Origin of the sequence: Catenulispora subtropica, assembly GCF_039531675.1 — a bacterium.
Classification (GTDB): domain Bacteria; phylum Actinomycetota; class Actinomycetes; order Streptomycetales; family Catenulisporaceae; genus Catenulispora; species Catenulispora subtropica.
This window is the reverse complement of sequence record NZ_BAAAQM010000071.1, coordinates 34,011-51,374: the sequence shown is the minus strand read 5'-3', so window position 1 is coordinate 51,374 and position 17,364 is coordinate 34,011. Positions and strand designations below refer to the sequence as shown.

Annotated in this window: 22 protein-coding genes; 11 read left to right on the top strand and 11 right to left on the bottom strand. The window is 70.8% G+C overall.

Going from position 1 to position 17,364, the window contains the following annotated elements; genetic code table 11:
* The 8 genes from ABD466_RS39190 to ABD466_RS39155 form a co-directional block, all read left to right on the top strand.
* On the top strand, positions 1–1,146 hold a 1,146-nt coding region (locus ABD466_RS39190), incomplete at its 5' end, for a hypothetical protein (RefSeq protein WP_344662359.1).
* A 122-nt stretch (positions 1,147–1,268) separates the two neighbouring features.
* Positions 1,269–1,703 (top strand): hypothetical protein, encoded by a 435-nt coding sequence (locus ABD466_RS39185; protein WP_344662358.1) that lies wholly within the window; start codon positions 1,269–1,271, stop codon positions 1,701–1,703.
* Complete coding sequence (locus ABD466_RS39180) at positions 1,696–2,448, top strand: hypothetical protein (protein ID WP_344662357.1); 753 nt, start codon at positions 1,696–1,698, stop codon at positions 2,446–2,448. Before ABD466_RS39185 ends, ABD466_RS39180 begins: the two co-directional genes overlap by 8 nt.
* Before the next feature lie 108 nt (positions 2,449–2,556).
* Positions 2,557–2,991: a hypothetical protein gene (locus ABD466_RS39175; protein ID WP_344662356.1), complete on the top strand. Its 435-nt coding sequence runs from the start codon at positions 2,557–2,559 to the stop codon at positions 2,989–2,991.
* Positions 2,988–3,614, top strand: coding sequence for a hypothetical protein (locus ABD466_RS39170; protein ID WP_344662355.1), 627 nt, complete (start codon positions 2,988–2,990; stop codon positions 3,612–3,614). The genes ABD466_RS39175 and ABD466_RS39170 overlap by 4 nt, the downstream gene beginning before the upstream one ends.
* Positions 3,611–4,063, top strand: a complete 453-nt coding sequence (locus ABD466_RS39165) for a hypothetical protein (RefSeq protein WP_344662354.1) — start codon at positions 3,611–3,613, stop codon at positions 4,061–4,063. The genes ABD466_RS39170 and ABD466_RS39165 overlap by 4 nt, the downstream gene beginning before the upstream one ends.
* Positions 4,060–4,476, top strand: coding sequence for a hypothetical protein (locus ABD466_RS39160; protein WP_344662353.1), 417 nt, complete (start codon positions 4,060–4,062; stop codon positions 4,474–4,476). Before ABD466_RS39165 ends, ABD466_RS39160 begins: the two co-directional genes overlap by 4 nt.
* Positions 4,464–4,640, top strand: a complete 177-nt coding sequence (locus ABD466_RS39155; RefSeq protein WP_344662352.1) for a hypothetical protein — start codon at positions 4,464–4,466, stop codon at positions 4,638–4,640. Before ABD466_RS39160 ends, ABD466_RS39155 begins: the two co-directional genes overlap by 13 nt.
* Before the next feature lie 197 nt (positions 4,641–4,837).
* Here the strand turns inward: ABD466_RS39155 and ABD466_RS39150 are convergent, their stop codons facing one another.
* A complete protein-coding gene (locus ABD466_RS39150) occupies positions 4,838–5,191 on the bottom strand; it encodes an ADP-ribosylation/crystallin J1 (RefSeq protein WP_425558851.1) in 354 nt (117 codons plus the stop codon).
* A 590-nt stretch (positions 5,192–5,781) separates the two neighbouring features.
* Between ABD466_RS39150 and ABD466_RS39145 the strand changes: the two genes are divergently transcribed.
* The gene (locus ABD466_RS39145) at positions 5,782–6,195 is read left to right on the top strand and encodes a hypothetical protein (protein ID WP_344662351.1); all 414 of its coding nucleotides are present in this window, start codon (positions 5,782–5,784) and stop codon (positions 6,193–6,195) included.
* Here ABD466_RS39145 and ABD466_RS39140 read toward each other — a convergent pair.
* The gene (locus tag ABD466_RS39140) at positions 6,136–6,660 is read right to left on the bottom strand and encodes a hypothetical protein (RefSeq protein WP_344662350.1); all 525 of its coding nucleotides are present in this window, start codon (positions 6,658–6,660) and stop codon (positions 6,136–6,138) included. The two genes, ABD466_RS39145 and ABD466_RS39140, sit on opposite strands and share 60 nt — an antisense overlap.
* Positions 6,661–6,760: 100 nt before the next feature.
* Between ABD466_RS39140 and ABD466_RS39135 the strand changes: the two genes are divergently transcribed.
* Entirely contained in the window at positions 6,761–7,408 is a 648-nt protein-coding gene (locus ABD466_RS39135; RefSeq protein ID WP_344662349.1) for a hypothetical protein, read from the top strand.
* A gap of 24 nt (positions 7,409–7,432) precedes the next feature.
* On the opposite strand, the gene ABD466_RS39130 is transcribed toward ABD466_RS39135, so the two are convergent.
* The 4 genes from ABD466_RS39130 to ABD466_RS39115 form a co-directional block, all read right to left on the bottom strand.
* Complete coding sequence (locus ABD466_RS39130; RefSeq protein WP_344662348.1) at positions 7,433–7,747, bottom strand: hypothetical protein; 315 nt, start codon at positions 7,745–7,747, stop codon at positions 7,433–7,435.
* A 278-nt stretch (positions 7,748–8,025) separates the two neighbouring features.
* Positions 8,026–8,403 carry a hypothetical protein gene (locus tag ABD466_RS39125; RefSeq protein WP_344662347.1) on the bottom strand — a complete coding sequence of 126 codons (378 nt, stop codon included), beginning with the start codon at positions 8,401–8,403 and terminating at the stop codon, positions 8,026–8,028.
* Between the two features lie 272 nt (positions 8,404–8,675).
* A complete protein-coding gene (locus ABD466_RS39120) occupies positions 8,676–9,017 on the bottom strand; it encodes a hypothetical protein (protein WP_344662346.1) in 342 nt (113 codons plus the stop codon).
* 394 nt (positions 9,018–9,411) lie between these two features.
* Complete coding sequence (locus ABD466_RS39115; RefSeq protein WP_344662345.1) at positions 9,412–10,476, bottom strand: hypothetical protein; 1,065 nt, start codon at positions 10,474–10,476, stop codon at positions 9,412–9,414.
* 380 nt (positions 10,477–10,856) lie between these two features.
* Between ABD466_RS39115 and ABD466_RS39110 the strand changes: the two genes are divergently transcribed.
* On the top strand, positions 10,857–11,609 hold the full coding sequence (locus tag ABD466_RS39110) for a DUF3800 domain-containing protein (RefSeq protein WP_344662344.1): 753 nt from the start codon (positions 10,857–10,859) through the stop codon (positions 11,607–11,609).
* A gap of 454 nt (positions 11,610–12,063) precedes the next feature.
* Here ABD466_RS39110 and ABD466_RS39105 read toward each other — a convergent pair whose 3' ends face one another.
* From ABD466_RS39105 to ABD466_RS39085, 5 genes are all read right to left on the bottom strand, one after another.
* Positions 12,064–15,429: a BTAD domain-containing putative transcriptional regulator gene (locus ABD466_RS39105; protein WP_344662343.1), complete on the bottom strand. Its 3,366-nt coding sequence runs from the start codon at positions 15,427–15,429 to the stop codon at positions 12,064–12,066.
* Between the two features lie 62 nt (positions 15,430–15,491).
* Positions 15,492–15,944, bottom strand: coding sequence for a pilus assembly protein TadG-related protein (locus ABD466_RS39100; RefSeq protein ID WP_344662342.1), 453 nt, complete (start codon positions 15,942–15,944; stop codon positions 15,492–15,494).
* Positions 15,941–16,438 carry a TadE family protein gene (locus tag ABD466_RS39095; protein ID WP_344662341.1) on the bottom strand — a complete coding sequence of 166 codons (498 nt, stop codon included), beginning with the start codon at positions 16,436–16,438 and terminating at the stop codon, positions 15,941–15,943. The genes ABD466_RS39100 and ABD466_RS39095 overlap by 4 nt, the downstream gene beginning before the upstream one ends.
* Positions 16,439–16,485: 47 nt before the next feature.
* Positions 16,486–16,929: a TadE/TadG family type IV pilus assembly protein gene (locus ABD466_RS39090; RefSeq protein ID WP_344662340.1), complete on the bottom strand. Its 444-nt coding sequence runs from the start codon at positions 16,927–16,929 to the stop codon at positions 16,486–16,488.
* A 59-nt stretch (positions 16,930–16,988) separates the two neighbouring features.
* Entirely contained in the window at positions 16,989–17,186 is a 198-nt protein-coding gene (locus ABD466_RS39085) for a hypothetical protein (protein WP_194909583.1), read from the bottom strand.
* Positions 17,187–17,364 lie beyond the last annotated feature (178 nt).

Below are 17,364 nucleotides of genomic sequence, written 5' to 3'. Positions count from 1 at the left end.
GGCCCGGCCACGCGCGCAGCCGCACCCGCGCCGCGACCGGCCGGACCGGGCGGCACGGCGCCGACCGCCCGCCACCTGCCCGCGATCCGCCGCGCCATGATCGGCTGGACCCAGGACCCCGGCCGCAACGGAGCGCGCACCTGGCTGCGCTTGATCTACCAGGCCGCGGCCGTCGGAATGCGCGAGCCCCGGTTCGACTCGGCCGCCGCCGACAGCATCGTCGAGGGCTGGCGGCACCTGCTGCCGCGCGCCGAGATGTTCTACGTCGCCCCGGCCGCCTCCACCCTGGTCCACCACGCCGCAGCCTCGCTGACCGGCTACAAGCTGCACCTCGACGACCTGCCGGCCGACAACGGCCTGCTGCTGTTCGCCTCCCCGCTTCGCGACGAGGCCCTCACCGACGACCCCGAGGGCCGGCCGATCACCCTGGTCACCTGGACTCTGCGGCGGAACACGGTGCTGCTGGAGTTCTGGTGCCCCAACAGCTACGTCGAACGCAGCGAGCAGCTGGGCTACACGGTGCCCGGCATGGCCCGGCTGCTGGCCGAGCACGGCGGGAAACTACCCGCCAACCGGGTTCCAGGACAGGTCTATCCGCGCCACGGCTACCTCTACCAGCGCATCACCCCGCTGGTGCTGCACGGACCGGTCGACCACGACTACCTCGCAGGGCCCTGGCACGACCCCGACGACGACACAGGCGACGTCGAGACCCAGGACGCCGAGGAAGACGGGAAGCCAGCGCGGGTCTACACCAACCCGCACGGCGAAGGCTCGGCAGCCACGATCGAGCTGCAGAAACTGGTCGCCGCAACGTTCCTGGTGATGGGCCAGACCATCATCGCCGAAACCCGGATGCCCGCGACCACCGCCGAGCAGACCGCCGCCCGGCGGCGCGGAGAGACCGATCCCGAGGTCCGGTACGTCGACCTGCGCGCCACGAAGTACCCGACACGCGAACACGACGACGAGCCCGGCGGCAGCGGACGCACCTACCGGCACTCCTGGTACGTCCGGGGCCACTGGCGAAACCAGTGGTACCCCTCGCGCGGCGAGCACCGCCCGATCTGGATCGACCTGCACCGCGCCGGACCCGAGAACGCCCCACTCATCGGCGGCGAGCGCGTCAACGTCCTACGCCGCTAACCCCGCCGCGACAACGCCGCGACGGGCGTGCGGCGCCCATCGCGCCAGCCTCGCTACCCGGCCGGTCACCGACTCCGGCCTATCCGACCCCTGACACCCGATCACTGATGAAGGAACCACCTGTGGACACCCCTGTTGACCGCGACGCCGTACTGGCCGTCCTCGGCCAGATGAACGCCGCCATACGCGCCGCCCAGACCCACGCGGCTCCGGCCGAACCCGACGGGCACGGCGCCCTCGACACCGCCGCCGACGACGCCCACGCCCGGGCCGCGGACGCGCTGCCCGACTGGATCGGCACGCTCACCCAGGCGGTTGGTTACCGCACCTGGACCATCGTGTTCCGCCACCACGGCGCCGACCGCTCCGGCATCGACGCGATCGTCGGCCCCGACCTGCACCATGCCCTGCTCGCCCGGGCTCTGGCCCGGCACCCGGACTGGACGACGTTGCCCGACGACCAGGCCGTGGCGCGCCTGCTGGCCGAGGACTGGCCCGGCGCGGTCGCGATCGCCGGCGAGCACACCGCCTTCGTGTTCGGCGGCGACGATGAGTGAGCGAAATCCGCTGGTCTACCGAGGCGTCCCCGTGCCCTACATCGCCTCCTGGGACAGCGAGACCCCGGCCGGCACCACCAGCCCGGACCTGATCCTGCGACGCAGCGACGCCGGCGGGTCCTGGCTCACCTACACCGACGAGCAGCCCACCGACCGGCAGTACGGCGTGCTGTGGACCAGAGTGCCCTGGTCACCCGGGGTCGGACGCCCGCACTTCGCCGGACTCCACGCCATCAGGCAGCGCATGTGCCTTTCTCGAGGCCGATGCCAGATCTGCGCCGGGCCCGCCGATCTGTGGATGACACCGGCCACCGTGTTCCAGGAATACCTGGACATCTGCGAGCCCGGCACTCCGTTCGAGAGTCACAACCCGCCGGTATGCCGCTCGTGCGCGCCGACCGCGGCCCGCTCCTGCCCACACCTGAACCACGCCGGCTACCTGTTCCTCGCACCGCGGACCTGGCAGATCACCGCTATCAGCGGCGCAACGGCCGACCCCAGAACCGGCACATTCGCCGACGGCACCCACACAGTGCCGCTGTCCGGGCCCGATCCGGCAGCCCTCGCCGTATTGCTGCGCCTGACCTTGGCCAAAGGGCTGGTCGCGGCGTTGACCGATTTCCAGGTCCACAGCACGCCCGAGCAGTGCCCTGGCCTCGGCGAGCGATTGGCGCCGGTGAAGCCGCCGGTCATCGCGACGATCCCGCACCAGCGCACCCGCACCTGGAAGCCGTTCCCGCTGTAGCCGCCCCACGTCGGCGGCAACCAGCCGCCCGACCGGAACAACGCGCCCCCGCAGGCACGCTGCGTCGACCCGGCGCGCCCTCACCCTGAAATCAGGAGTTTGTCAAATATGATCGAAGAAGGTTGGGCGGCGAACCTGAACCAGGCCGCGCTCGCCCACGACGACCGCAGCAGGCCCACCATCGCGTACCCAGGACTGCGGATCAGCACCGCGGTGCTCACACGCCCGGAACCGGTATTGACGATCAACGTCCAGACTTGGGACGTCACACGCGACGGGCTGCCGTCCGCGACGAAGCCGCTGCCCGCGCACACGCCGGTGGAGCTGTTCCGCGACGACGACCTCGTCCACCGCGACGCCCAGTCACCGCGCCCCGGCGGTCCCGACGCGAACGGACCGCACAACGTCTGGACCAAGGACACCGACGAAGACTCCTCGCTGGCCACCCCGGACGATCTGCCCGCACACATACCGGTGGAGCTGTACCGCGACGACCAGTTCATCCACCGCGACGCCCCGATCCCCTTCGGGGAGCAGGCATGAACCAGAGCAGCGTCCTGCAGGCAGCGGAGTCGAACTCCGCTGGTCCGGGCTACCGCTACAACCCGTGGTCCATCCCGCCGTGGTACTCGCCCAGCGCCGAGGACGAGGTCATCGCCTACTTCCGGAAGAAGTCGGAGGCCGTTCTCAACGTCAACCGCACCCAGATCGCGACCCGCAACGCCGCGTCTACGGTGCGGCAGGCGTTCCTGCGGCTGGAGCGCGCCGGGATCGTGACCTGCAGCCCCGGGCGGGAGAAGTGGCCCGGCGGCCCGAAAGACGACGACCTATGGCAGCTGCGCAGCTACCCGCCCCGCTACACCGTGCAGGTCACCGGCCCGGCCGGGACGATCGGCGGCACCGTCGGCTGTATGTCGTGGCTGGAGGTCGTCTGCGCCGTCAACCCGGTGCTCAAGACGCTCCCGGCGCCCTGGGCGGTGGCGTTCGAGCCGTGGCGTTCTCCCGGAGCCGGTGCGGACGCCGGCGCCGAAGCCCTGCGTCGGTCGCTGGCAGGCGGAAAGGCCCGCTGCGATCGCACGGGCCGGTTCGCGATCACCGCCGTCCCGTCCGGCGCTGACGAACTGACGATCACCGTGACCAAGCCGTCGTCCGGAGGGCAGGCATGAACCAGAACAGCGACCTGCCGACAGCCGGCGAGAACTCCGCTGGACGGGGCCCTGACCCGACCGCCTGGGCGGTCGCAGTCGACGACGACGGGTGCGAGGTCGAGATCGACGACGAACCCGAACCGTCGGCGATCGACAAGCAGTCCGGCCTGCTGGTGATGATGTCCCGCTGCTGCCACGACTGCGTGTTCAACGGCCCAGACGAGCGCCTGGAGTTGGGGCCGGGCCGGTTGAAGGAGCTGACCGGACAGATCCGAGAGCGCGGGGACTTCCTGCTCTGTCACAACTCGTACAAGCCCCTCGCGCCGCCCGGCGCCCGCGCGGCGGCGTGCCGCGGGTTCGCCGACGCCTTCGGCACCCACTCCACCGCGATCCGCATCGCCCGCATCCTCGGCCGGGTTCTCGAGGTCGACCCGCCGGATCCGGAGACCACCGGGGGCAGGCCATGAGCCCCGTGCCGCCGCGCGCCACCCCACAGCCCGACGCGCCCAGTCTGAGCGAAAAGGCGCTGCGCCGAGGCGTCGAGCATCTGCATCGGGAAACCGAGCTGGCCTGGCTGCACAGCAACGAGCTGCCGGTGCAGGTGCTGCTATGTCCGGCCGTCGGGGAGCCGGTCGGGCTGTCCGTCAACCTGTGGCAGCCGCGCGCCGTCGGCGAGGCCGTCATCCAGCAGGCCGCCGCCGGCCTCGGTGCCCAGGCGATCATCGCCTGCCTGCATATCGGCGACCTCTACCTCGACGGCGAACCGAACGGCGTCTTCAGCTCCCAGCCGCCCGTACCCCGCTCGGCGCTACCCCGCTGCGCGGCGAGGCGATCATCACGGTGGCGGTGTGGCCGAGCCGGATGTACGTGTCCTGCCTGATCAGCGACGCCCATACCGATGACCACGGGACCCGGCTGCTGCCGCCCCGCGACGCCGTCCCCGGCCCCGCGTCGGCCGCGACGGCGCCGCTGGGCCTGCCGCTGTTCGCATGGCTGGCCGGGATGCTCCCCGGCCCGCACGGTGCGGACCCGAGCCCGCCGTGAACGACCACAGGCCGCGAACGCCAGCCCAGCGCGGCCGTTGAACAGCGCACCGCCTTCGGCAGCGCCTTCACCGACACGACCCACGACGCCCTCGTGCACAGCCCCGGCGAAGGCGGCATCGCCGCCTTCCTGGCCGACCTGCTCGCCGCCTGACAGCATCCCCGCCCACAGACCCGCGTCCTGGCCCTGGACGCGGGTCAGCGGTGCTCGCCGACCACTTCGATCAGCCCGATCAGGTGCGCGTTGAGGATCTCGACGTCCTCTGCCGGGATCCACAGTTCCAGATGGCCCCGGCCCCCGGCCTGGCGCGTCGGGTAACGGCGCGCGAAAGCAGTTGCGACCGTGAACCGAGTGACGAATCCGGACCCCGAGGCGGCCACGTTCCAGTCCCGGGCGATCTGCGCCGCGTACTGCTCGTTCAAGACGGGATAGAAAATCGGCTGGTCGGGAAGACGCGGCGGCCACGCCGTGAATCCCGACTCCTCCAGCAGCGCCAACTCGGCCAGGCCCACCGGCCGCCACAGACTCGTCGTCCCGTCCGGGTTCTCCACCCGGCCGTGATGGATCGCCGCGAGCACCGCGGTCACGAACCGGTCGTCGTGTCCGGGCAGGTCGATCGCCTCCAACGCCACGATGGCCGCGGACCCGCCGTCGCCGATCTCCTGGCGCAGATACCGCCAGGTGCGCAGGTTCGGATGCTCCACTTCGTCGCACGCCTCGGCAGGGGCGAGCATCGCGATCGCCGCATCCAGGCCGGCGGCTGACAGCGGCACCGAACCGGTCTGGCCCGGCCAGGCGGCCACCGTAGCGAGCACCAGCGCCGCAAGCATCCCCTCGCCGATATTGACCCGGTCCACCGCGATCTGCCCGCAGGCCTCGTGCACGATCGCCCAGGCCGCCGGCCAACGCCAGGAGGCGCCCAGCGCCTGCTCCAGCTCGGCCCGCTTGCCCTCGATCTGCGCCAGCGTCGTCCACGACTCACCCATACCGGTGATCATTACGGCCGGGCCGCCCGCGAGGCAAACCACTTCCGACATCGGCCCCCGCCCACGCAGCGGAAGTGTGAACCCCCGGCCTCTCCGTCGGGACGGCCTGCGTGTCGCGTCGGCGATGCGGCGGGCGTGGCGGAAGAGTAGGCGACGTGATCACCTTGGCGGCGACGGCGCGGTTCTTCGACCCCGACGACGCCCTTGCCGACGACGAGCGACCGGCCTCGTTCCTGCTCGGCGACCCGGACGACGCGGTGCGCGTCTACTCCTGCCTGATCGACACGGCCGCAGACCAGGACCGCCGCCCCTGTGACGTCGGCCGCGTGCACGTACGCCTGCCGATGCTTACCTCCTACACCGTGCGCGAGCCGGTCCCGCTGTGGCGCGGCACGATCGTCGGCGAGCTGCGGGAGGTCACTGTGCTTTCGGCCGACGACTGCGAGTCCGACCAGACTTCGGCCCGGGTCGACTCCGGAATCCCATGGTGGCGACCGGGCGTTCCCGGATCATGCCCCGACGGCCCGCTGGGCCCGGTAGACGTGGTCACCTTCGGCCATCTGTCCTGACCCGGCGGCGCCGCACGGGCAGTCCGCGGCGTGTTCGTACCAGGCGGCGGGCTCGGCTTTGCGCGGCTGCGGCACGGGCTCGGTGTAGAGCACCTCGCGGAACTCCTGCGGCATCGAGACGTTCCAGCACGTGCCGTCGAAGGGGCCTCCGGTTAGGTGGATGGACACCGGCACGCCGCGCTCGGCCTCGGGGTCGAAACCCTCGGTGACCTCGATCAGCTTCAGCAACATCTCGCCGGCGAGCCAGCCGGGGAACTTCTGAACCCGCCCCGGGACCGCGCGCGCCCATGCCTCGTCGTAGCCGCGGGCATCGAACCGGCAGGACTGGCGGGTGTGGAAGACCGCCGTATCCGCGCCGAGTTCCGAGTAGCGCAGATTCGGGCCCTCGAACACCACGGACTTCTGTCGTTGGATCACCGGCTCGCCGCAGGAGTTGCAGCAGCCGGGAAGCGGGATGGCAGTCACGCCTGTCGTCTTCCCGGCGCGCGGTCAACGAACCGGAGCCTCACCCTCGGCGGGGAGACTATGAAGACGACCGGCGTCGAAAGTTTGTACGATCACCGGTGTGAGTGGGTTCAGCGGTGACCGAGACGGGCTCACCATTGCGCGCCTGTCCGGGCACGTAAGCCTCGTACTGCACCGGCGCTGGCCGAAGCAGGCGGCCGTGGCCTCGCTGCGGTCCCTGGCCGGCGATCGCGCCGACCTGCTGGCCCAGTGGGCGGGGATCCTGCTCGGCGGGCACGATCCGCACCGCGGCGACTGGCCGCACGTGACGGCGCAGATCGGCCTGCTGGTCGACGCCGGCGCTCGGGTCGACGCGATACCCGGCTGGGCCCGCATCGGCCGCGCGCGGCAAGGAGCGTGGGCGGCCTCGCACTGGCCGCCGATCCCCGACCTGGCCGAGGTACTCGGCCGACCGGCCGAGCAAGTCCGGCACGACGGCGTCGACGACGGCCACCGCAACGGCTGGTGGCACCTGGTCGTGCATCCGCTGCCGCACTTCCGCCACGGCCAAGACCCCTATCCGGTGCTGGCGCGGGCCTTCGGCCGCGTCGTCCCCGAGGGCATCGACTTCGCCGACCGGCACAACGTCCGCGACGAGCACCGCGTGGTGTTCGGGCTGCGCTGCCGCGATGCCGTCGAGCGCCTGGAGTTGCTGCGGGGACAAATCGGCCCGCTGCTGCCGGACGGCACGACCACCACGCTCACCTGACCGGCCGCCGCCGCCGAGCTCCGTTCAGGAGTGGTCGGCCGCGAGCACGATCGGCAGATCGACGCGGTGGGCCTTGCTGGTGAAGGCTGCCGGCGGCGCCCCGTGCAGCAGGCCCAGCGTGACCGCGGCCGAGGCCGCCTCGGCCAGCGCCGCGAGCGCGGTTCCGTGCGACCCGACGCGAAGCTCCACCCCGACGATGCCGACGTCCGGCAGCGACGACACGGTGAGCGTGCCCTGTTCGCGTTCTTCCCCGACCAGCACGTCGTGCGTGACGGACCGGACCTGCCGAGGCACCCGGAGTGGGCGCGAGACGGAGCCGTCGATGTTGGGCGTAGACATCACTTGAACCCCTACATGTTGTGCTTTGGGCTGTCGAGGAAAGGAGTCCGAGGCTACCGGCCGCATCCGACAAAGCGGGGTGCGACACACCCGACACACCGGCGCGACGCCCGGGCGAAGCCTTGGACGCGGATGGCGCCGCAAAGCACTCCGGGAGACGTATTCGATCGTCAAGATCGGCGTCAGCGCAGCCTCCGGAGCCAGCCGCTAACCCTCCGGCCGTACCCGGGCCGGGAGCCGGTTCCATCGACGGAGCCGCAGGGTCGTGAACGGCGCGGTCAGGCAGCTGCCTGCGTGGCCACCGTGCGCTTGGCAGCGCGCTTCGGCGACGGCGTGCGAGCGGCGGTGCCCGCCTTCGCCGCCGCCTTCACCACGCGCTCCTCGCGCCCGGTCATTTCGGCGGTCTTCGCCTCGCTCACCCCGTCGGCTACGATCGCGGCCAGCTGCCGGGCGGTGTCCGCGCGCAGCTCCGTGATCCTGGCCGTCAGCTCCTCGATCTCCAGGTCGTTACCGGCGATGTTCGCCGCGGCCTCGGTGATCCGCTTCCGCCGTTCCCGCTCCCGCTGCTGCCGTTCGGCATCCTCGGCTTCCAGCAACGCGGCGGCCAGGTCCCGCGCCTTCTTCCGCGCGGCGTTCGCGGACTCTCGAGCAGCCATGGCCAAAAGCTAACTCGAAGATCCATTTGGCGCGATCGGTGGCATACACACGGATGACGGGCCGTGCGGCACGCACCGCACGGCCGCGTCCAGTGCAGAGGTCAGAGCGGCGGTGCAGCGCCGAGCCTTGAGCTGGCAAGGCGGACACCCTCCCGGCGTTCGAACCGGCCACGAGCCTGCGTCGGTGGTCGCGGACTTCCAGCCCCGGCGGCGGGGCCGCCGGGATGGCAACCGCGGTGGCGGCGGGTGGCAGCGCGAAAGCCTCCCGGCGGTCACCGGGAGGCAGGGCTCGCGCTCGCGCCGTCGGTTAGGCGGAGGGGGCGTAGGGCAGGAACAGGTGACCGGCACGGTGCAGCAGGTCCTTCTCGGCCCAACACCGGCACGATCTTCGGTTTCAGCCCTTCGGGGCTCGCGGCCAGCGCCCTCCATTCCTGGCAGTTCGCGCAGTCCTCGACATAGTCGGGAATCCGCGCCAGGTGGGCGTCGACCAGATGGTCGCGCACGGCTTCGATCTCGCCGTGCGGACGGGCGGCGGTCGCCTGCGTCACGGCGGTGATCAGCGCCGCGCACCCAGGGCAGTCCGCCATCCACCTGGGCCATTCCGTCTCGATCATCGTTGTTCATCCTCGCGGGGTGCCGCCCGGCATGGGGGCGGCGGAAGGGTCAGCGCGGCTGGGACGGATCGTCGTCGCGACGGTAGACCGGCGGTGTCGGGGGAGTCTGACAGTCGCACCAGCCGGAGCAGCGCAGGCACGGGCATTCGTGACAGCACACGTCGCATGGCTCGTCGCACAGCCGACGGTGGTCGCGGAACCAGCGTCCGTACACGACGTGCAGCCGCCAGCCGACCGGGGCATGGATCTTGCCGTCGGCGCTTATCGTGCTGCTCTCCCTCGGGTGCCAATGCAGCCCTCCGGGCCCGGCCGCCGCGGCTGCGGCCGGGGCCGGGCCGGTCGGCGGCGGATCCGGTGGGGTTTCCGCTGCCGCGCCTGACAGGGTGTCCGATAGTCAGGCATCTACCTGTGTGGAGACGGCGTCAGCGGCTATCCGGAACGTGCGGGGCGCCGTGCCGGTCTGCTCGGCGACGTGTTCGCCGACCAGCTTTTCCAGGGCGTTGGCTACGGCCCCGGAGGACCGCGTCAACGACTTGCCGATCTGTCCGGCGGTGAAGTCCTGCTCGGGGTACGCGCGCAGGTGCACCTCGACCAGCGCCCGCAGTGCCCCTTTGCCCAGACGTTCGGCCGTTGCCTCCACCGGCGTGTCGCTGGTCGGCGGCGTCGCGGGCGGCGCGGCACCAGCGTCGACAGCGTCCTTCTCCTGTGCTTCGCCTTCCTCGGCTGCCGCAGCGGCTGGCATTTGCGGCGCGGCCTCTGGTCCGAGCGCCGATGTGTCGTCGGCGGTGCTGTCCGTGGGCGTCTCGTCGGTCTCGGTGGCGGCGGGCGTCTCCGCGAGCTGTTCGCTGTCGCCGGATGGGTCCGCCGTCGACGCGGGTGCGTCGACTGTCGACGCAGCGGGCGGCTCGTTGACTTCCGGTGCGTCGGTCGCCGTGCCGGTGCCGGTCGCGTCATGGGCGGCGTTGGCTTCGGCGCCCTCGGGGGCCGTCGCAACCGGTTCGCTTTCGCCCGAGGAGTCCGCATCTGACGCGGTGCCGTCGGCCGCTGCCCCGGTGAGCGGCTCGCTGGCCTGATCCGTGTCGGTGTCGGCGGTATCTGGTTCCTGCGGCAGGCCCTCAGCGTCGGCGTGCCCAGGGGAGTCTGAGGCGGCGAGGAACCACTGGTCGGGGCTGCGGCGGGCGCCTTCCTGGACGCCCTTTTCCCGCCGGCCCAGCCCCGCGTTCTCGAGCGCGACCAAGTCGTGCTGGGCGGTGGAGCGACCGATCTCGGCTGCGGCGGCCAGCACGGCGGCGCTGATCCCGATGGACGGGGACAGCCGGGCCAGCAGCAGCTGCTGCCGCTCGGTCAGCCCCGGGGCGTCGGCGGTGGGTGCCGAAACCTCGTCCGTTGTGGTCACGGCGGGCGCGGCCGTGGTCTTCTTCGTGGTCTTCGATGTGGTGGTCTTGCTGTTCTTGGGCATGACGGATCCCCTGGAAATTAAGTGGGTTTCGGATACGTGCATGCCCCGGCCGGGGCGCCGCCGGGCGCTGTGGTCCGTGGCGGCATCCACAGCAAGCTCTATCGACCGGCATGAAGTCAAGTGGGTGATCGTCTCCGGCAGTGGCGCGGCCCCCATAGAGGTGTGACTGGGCGCTTCAGTTGGCGAGTGAGCGTGTAAGTTGGCGGAGACGCGCTCAGTCTCCAAGGTGCGTGACCATGCGCAGCGTCCATCGATCAGCCAAGCGGTTCCTCCGAGACCGAGTCCTGAGGCGGCGCCTGTAAGAACCTGCGGGTGCATGCCTTGCCGGCCGGCCTCGTCGCCAACTGGCACGCTGGACCCCTTCAGGTGACGATCGATGTATGTGGATCGCCTACGTCGACGAGTCTGGGAATAGCGGATACAAGGCGTCGGCCACCTTCTCCTTGGGCTGCGTCCTCGTTCCATCTATGGGTTGGCCGACAGCTTTTGACGGAATGATCGGATTCCGAAGATTTCTGCGAAGGTCCTTTGGCGTTCCCATTAGGGATGAAGTAAAGGCAAACTATCTAATCCGGGGCAGCGGTACATTCTCTAAACTGGGTCTCGGCGATGGAATTCGGCATGATATTTATCGCCAACATCTCCGACTGCTAGAGAAGCTTGGACTCAGCGCATTCGCCATAGTGATCCAAAAAGATCTCATACAAGACCAATCAAGAGATCCGCGAGACATCGCCTGGGAGTACCTGTTCCAGCGCATTGAGCGCCTGACCACCAAGAGCGGGTCCCCTCTCTTGCTTGTCCACGACGAGGGTGAGGCCGCACTCATACGCACCCTCGCTCGCAAGGCCCGACGAGCCAATGTCGCAGGAAGCAGGTTTGGAACAGGTTATCTTCGGAACCCTGCACGTTGGCTAGTCGATGACCCAGTGTCACGGGACTCCCGCCAATCGTATTTTATTCAACTAGCCGACCTGTGCGCCTACGCTGCATACCGTAGACATTACCCACCTCCTCCACAACGCTCGACTGTCTGTCCTCAAGGAATGTGGGACGAGCTGGGGCTCGCACGATTTGCGCCCGCTAATCAGCTGGCCGGAGGAGTTCCCGGTATTGTTCTCTGGCCAACGTAAACCGACCATAATGTAAGACCCCCGGCAAGTTCATTACCGGGGGTGAGCGCAGACCTACCCGCCCGCAGGTGGGCGGTTCAGACTGCGTCCTCATCATCTCACTTTGATCGGGCCAAGCAAGACGAGACCGCCTCGACCGCTCGGCCGCAGCGTCTCGGTCATGCCAGCGACGAGAGAGTTTGCTGCCGGGATGAGATCGGCTCGCCCGCCGATTGCAACACTCAACTCGCCAACTGAAGCGCTGAGCCACAAGAGGGCCGTTTACCTGCGGCGCACCGAGGATGCGGCCCGCTGGAATCCAGACGCTGCGATTGCCGACGCTTCGTCGGTCCCGGTGCCGACGGTGCGTGATCTGGTGCCGGGGTCGTCGTCGTGCCACGGTGGACGTGTGGCCTCCGCGTCCCCCGTCGCGGAGGCCACGCCCGCCCCATCAGGGCCTGGCGGTTCGGCTGGCTTAGGGGGTGCCGATGCGGTCGCGGGGAATGCCGCGCTGCTCGGAGAGCAGTTCGGCCAGAACCATGCGGGTGGCGTGCGACGCCGACTCGCCCAAGGGTTCAAGCTTCTGCTCCAACAGGTCGCGGGTGGCGATGATGTCGGCCCGCCGGCCGAGCCGGCCCTGGGCCTTCATGATCTGCCGGTAGACCTCTTCGTTGTCGTCGATGCTGCGGGCCCGCTCCCACCAGGTGAGGGCCCGCTCGTCGTCGCCGGCCTCGGTGGCGAGTTGGGCGAGCAGGCTGGCGGTGGCCAGGGCGTCGCGGCGCACGGCCACCCGCGGGGCGATCATCCAGTCCTCGTCCATGCCCTCGGCCAGTTCGCCGCTGTACAACGACAGCGCCGCGGTCGCCGCGGCCTTGCGCACCTCGGTGTCGGTGGCGCGCGCGGTGATCGCGCGCAGCTGCTCGAAGCAGGCCAAGTCGACGCCGACGTAGTTCAGGTCCAGGTGGTAGCGGCCGGAGCGGCGGGGAACGAACTCGGCGGCGTATCCGTGCCGGGGGCCGCGCCCGGCCAGAATGTCGCGCTTGAGACTGCGGCGCAGATCGTAGAGGTCATTCTTGCGGATGTGGGCGAGCTTGCCCTCGGGCACGTCCGGCCACAGCACGCCGAGCTCCTTGGTGGACCGGCCACGGGCGTGGTGCAGCGCCAGCAGCACCGCCAACTTGCGAGAGCCTTCGCGGACGTTGCCTTCCACCGGGCCGGTGAACGTCGTCAGCGTCGACGGGCCCAAGACCCGGATCTGGCAGGGGGTGGAGGAGAACCGCTGGAGGATCTCCTGAATCTGCTTCAACGTCGCACCGGCGTCGTCGGCGTCAAGCTCTGCCAGGCGGGCGAGCCCGGCCCCGAAGCGCTCGCGACTGCCTGCGGACCCGGCCGACGCCCGGGGCGGATCAGGAACCGGCGCCGGCGGTGGCGCTGCCGAGGAGGCGGCGCCGTCGCCGGACCTGCGATGCTGCTCCGATTCCGCGTCGTCGCGTGCGGACGGTTCGCGCGCGGGCTCCGCGCCCACCTGGAACGGGCTCGGGTCGTCACCGGCGCCGTGCGGCTGCTCGACCTGTGTCACCTCGTCGTTGTCGGCTTCGGCTGGGACACGGTCGGTCCCGACGTGTTCGTCGGCGTCACCGGCCCTCGACCCGTCGGTGTCGGTCAAGGACGAAGCGTCAGCCGGTTCCGTGGGTGCGGCGTCGTTGGGCTCGTCGATCGCCGCGGCCTCGATGCTGTCGGGTGCCGCGAGCGGCCCGCGCGGGTCCGTGGCCACGATCAAGGGCCTGTCGGCGGGCCCGGTGACCACATCCAGTGCCGAGCGCAGCCCGGCCGTGGACAAGTTGAAGGCGTACACGCCGGTCTCGGCGGCACCGGACAGGACCTCGCCGTCGGCGTCGATGCGCCAGTTGGCGCCGGCCGGGTGGGCGCCGAGCAGCACCGAGTGCAGGCGCAGGTGCTGCGGCTGGACCAGCGACGCCTTCGTGCGCTCGTCCGGCGCGCCGCGGGTCACGGCCAGCAGCACCACCGGCTCTGGATCGTCCAGCAGCTCGTCGATCTCGGCGAGGGCCTCGAAGTCCGGCACGTCGTTATCGGCCAGCGCGGCGTTGCGGGCCGCGGCGTCCATTGCGAGATCCGTGACGGCGGCATCCAGATCCTCGGCGATCCGCAGGTGCCACACGTCCCGGCACAGCTGATCGACCTGGGCCTCGGGCACGTCCAGCAGCAGCGCAGCATCGGCGCGCGGGATCAGCAGGATCGAGCCGAACTCCTCGGGGCTGCGGCTGGACAGCACCGCCGCGGCGATCGCCCTGGCGGCCCCCAGGGCTCCGGGCCCGCTCAAGCCCAGACCCGGGAACAGATCGGCCAGCCCGACACTGGTTCCGTCACTGGTGACGGCCACCGGCATCCACACCGGCGCGTCGTCCTCCCGGTCCTGGTCGGCGTCGGGCGCCGACGGCACGGCCAGGACGGCCGCCTGGGTCGGTTCGCCAGCCTGAGCGTAAGGCTCGCGGCCCTGCCCGGCCGGCATCGCACCGGGTGGGACGATCTCAGACTTCTGGTCGTTGCGGGGAGTCGTCGCGTCGGCTGGAGCGCCGAAGGCGTCCAACAGGCTGATCTCGACCAGTTCCTCGGTGTCCTGGGGCTCGGCCGAGGTCAAGGGGATGGTGCGTGCCGGCCGCAGCGCCCGCGGCATCTGCGGAGTGTCCAGCGGCTTGACCTCGCCCGGGCGCGGCCAATACGGGTTAGCCCACAGCGAGCGCAGCTTGTGCCGCCGGCCGGCCGCGGCGCGCAGCGCCAGCAGGGTGGAGGCGGCGATTACGCCGCCGCCGGCCAGCTCGATCCACAGCCCCGAGCCCGCGCCGCCGCGACCGTCGGCGTGACGAGCCGACGACGCGGCGGGCCGCTCGCCGACGCTTCGAGCCGGGGCGGTCGGCACCGGCCGGGAGGAAGACGGCGCGCTGCCCTCTGGCGCCGTCGGCGCCTGATGGGCGGGCGACGGCACGGGGTGGGAGGGGACCGTCGCCGACCGGGTGTCGGGGGCCGGCGTAGCCGGAATCGTCGTGACCGGTGCCGCGACCTGTGGCGTCAATGCTGGGGCCGGTGCGGCGGTCGCGGGCATCGTGGCGGCGCCGGGGATGGTGATGTCCCAGCCGGGCAGGATCAGGTTCGGGTCGGATAGGCGCTGTCCGTCGTGCTGCACGACGCCGGCGTTCGCCTTGAACAGCGCCGGCCAGTCCTGGCCGTCGCCGAGATCCTGCTCGGCGATCTTGTACAGGCTGTCTCCGGGCACCACGTGGTGCACGCTCTCGCGGACCGGAAGCGCCGAGGCGCTGCGCAGCCCGGAAGGGGTACTGATGGTCGCCGGGGCGGTGGTGGCAGTACGGGCCTTCGGCACCACCGTCGAGACCTCGGCGCGCGCGGGGGCCGCGGAGCGGCCGAGCAGGGCGGTGACGCCGATCGCGGTGATCAGGAACCCGGCCAGCAGTTGCGCCGGACCCAGGCCCGGCACGTGCGGGGCCGGGATGCGGCGCACGGCGTAGATCAGTTCCAGCAGGAACGAGAACGCCAGGATCGACCACAGAAACCACAGCACGATCGCGATCGCGTTGAGGTAGAACTGGTCGCCCAGAATCGGCGAGGTCAGATCAGTCTTCAGCTGGCCGGCGGAGAGCATGTGGTGAGGCAGCGGCCAGCCGGCGAAGCGCACCAGTGCCCAGGGCAGCCCGCCGAGCACCGCCGCGCCGAGCGCGACGGCGAACGCCGCGCGGACGGTGAGGAACACCGCCTTGAATACAGCGACGATCGCGCGGATCGGGGCGGGGGTTCGGCGTGCGGTCACGGTGCTGGCTTTCCGGTCGGTGGCGTTGGGGCGGCGACAGGTGGAGGTCGGTGGCACGGGGCTCACCCGCCCTGCTCGGCGGTCGCTGTAGCCGAGGCGGTGGAGGTCAGCGTGGACAGGCCGACGATCTGAAGGATCTGCGTGTGCTCCACGCGCGTGACGGTCACGGTGACCGCAGCGCCGTTCACGGACACGGTCCCGGAATCGCCGGTGGCGGCCAGGTAGGACTGGGCGGAGGCCATCGCCTTGCCCGGGCTCAGCGAGCCGTGTCCGCTGGTGCGGAATGCGTCGAGGTCCAGGGCCTGCGCCCCGGCCCGCGCCGCTTCCTGCGCTTCTTCCACCGCCCGTGACTTGCCGTCCAGCGCTCGACCGCCGTCGAGCACCAGACCGGCCATCACCAGCAGCGCGGCGGTGATCACCACGACGAACACCGTGGCCACCCCGTCCTCCGGCCCGCCGGTGGCTGTGGCACGCGCCCGCACCGCAGCGATCAGGGCTTTGATGCGACGGTTCATGGCGCGTTGCCTCCCGCCGGGCCGTCCAGATTGCGGAAACGATCAACCACCGAAACGGAGGTCGCAGACTGGGCCGAGGCGCCCGGAAGACGAAGCCCCGCGACGTCGGCCATGCCGACGGTGCAGTCCACGCGCACGCTGACCTGTGATCCCGGGGCCAGGGAACCTACGGACGCCTGCACGCTGAAGGACCGGCACACCACGCCGGCATTGGCCAGGGACTGGGCGGCGGCGGACTCGGCCGCCGAGGCCGCCGCGGCGGCGTTCGGGGCCAGGGTCGCCGCCCGGGCAGCGGCGAACGCGGCGTCCTGGACCTTCCCGTGGGCGACGGTGACCCGGCCGAGGGCGACCACGAGCAGAAAGAACAAGATGAAGACCGGTGCCAGCAGCGTCAGCTCGACCGTGGTGGACCCGGACTCGGGGTGCGCGCGCAGCGCGGCCAGGCGAGCGCGCAGCACGGAGCGCACGCCGGCGGCGCGTGGTGCAGTGCTCATCGCCTTCTCCTGCTTCGATCGGGTTCGGGATTCGTGAACTGACGGGGTTAGGGGACGTAGACCTCGACGGGGGCGGCGGCGTGGGCGTGCACCGAGGGGTGCCAGCCGGGGATGATCGACTCGACCTGGCCCTGCACGTCCGCGGTCACCTGACCGGCGCCGCGGGCCACCGAGATGGAGTCGTTGGTCAGCACCCCCTGCCCGAGCTGGGACAGGATCTGCTCGCCGCGGCCCTGCCCGACCGCGCCCGAAGTGTTCTGGGCCCGCGCGGCATTGACCGCCTGGGAGGCTGCGGTCTGCGCGACCTGCTCGGCGTGCCACACGAGTCCGAACTGAATCACCAGGAGCACCAGCAACAGCAGCAACGGGGTTGCGATCACGAGTTCTGTGGTGACCGAGCCGCGTTCGCCGTCTTCACGCAGACGGCGAACGCGCCCGGCCAGGCCGCGATGCCGCACAGGCGGTCCCGCTTCGACGTTCTGTTCCGGCATCGCGCCACACTCCTCTCGCACACTCACTATTTGCCAATAGATTGATATATGGGCGTGCGTCACCCGGTCTGGATGGCGTTGGCCTTGGCGGTGACCTTCGCGACGATGATCGCGACGATGGCTATCGCGGCGGCGGCCATCAACGCCACGACGATCACGTACTCGGTGGTCATGCCGGACTCGGGGTTCTCCCGCAGCGCGGCCAGGCGGGCCTTGAGCCCGTCGAACATGGCCTTCAGGGGGATCAGCTCTGACATCGTGGTGCCTTTCGTGGTGTGCCTGTGCGGTGGTGCTGCGCCGCCGGCGGCGGCGCGTCCCACCCGGGGCGAAGGTCCCGGGGGAAGTCGTGATGGGCATTCAGCCCTGGGCGAGGTGGATGAGCCGCCGGCGTCCAGCCGGTCGAGCGCGGCTCCGGCGATCCGCGTAGCGCGTGCG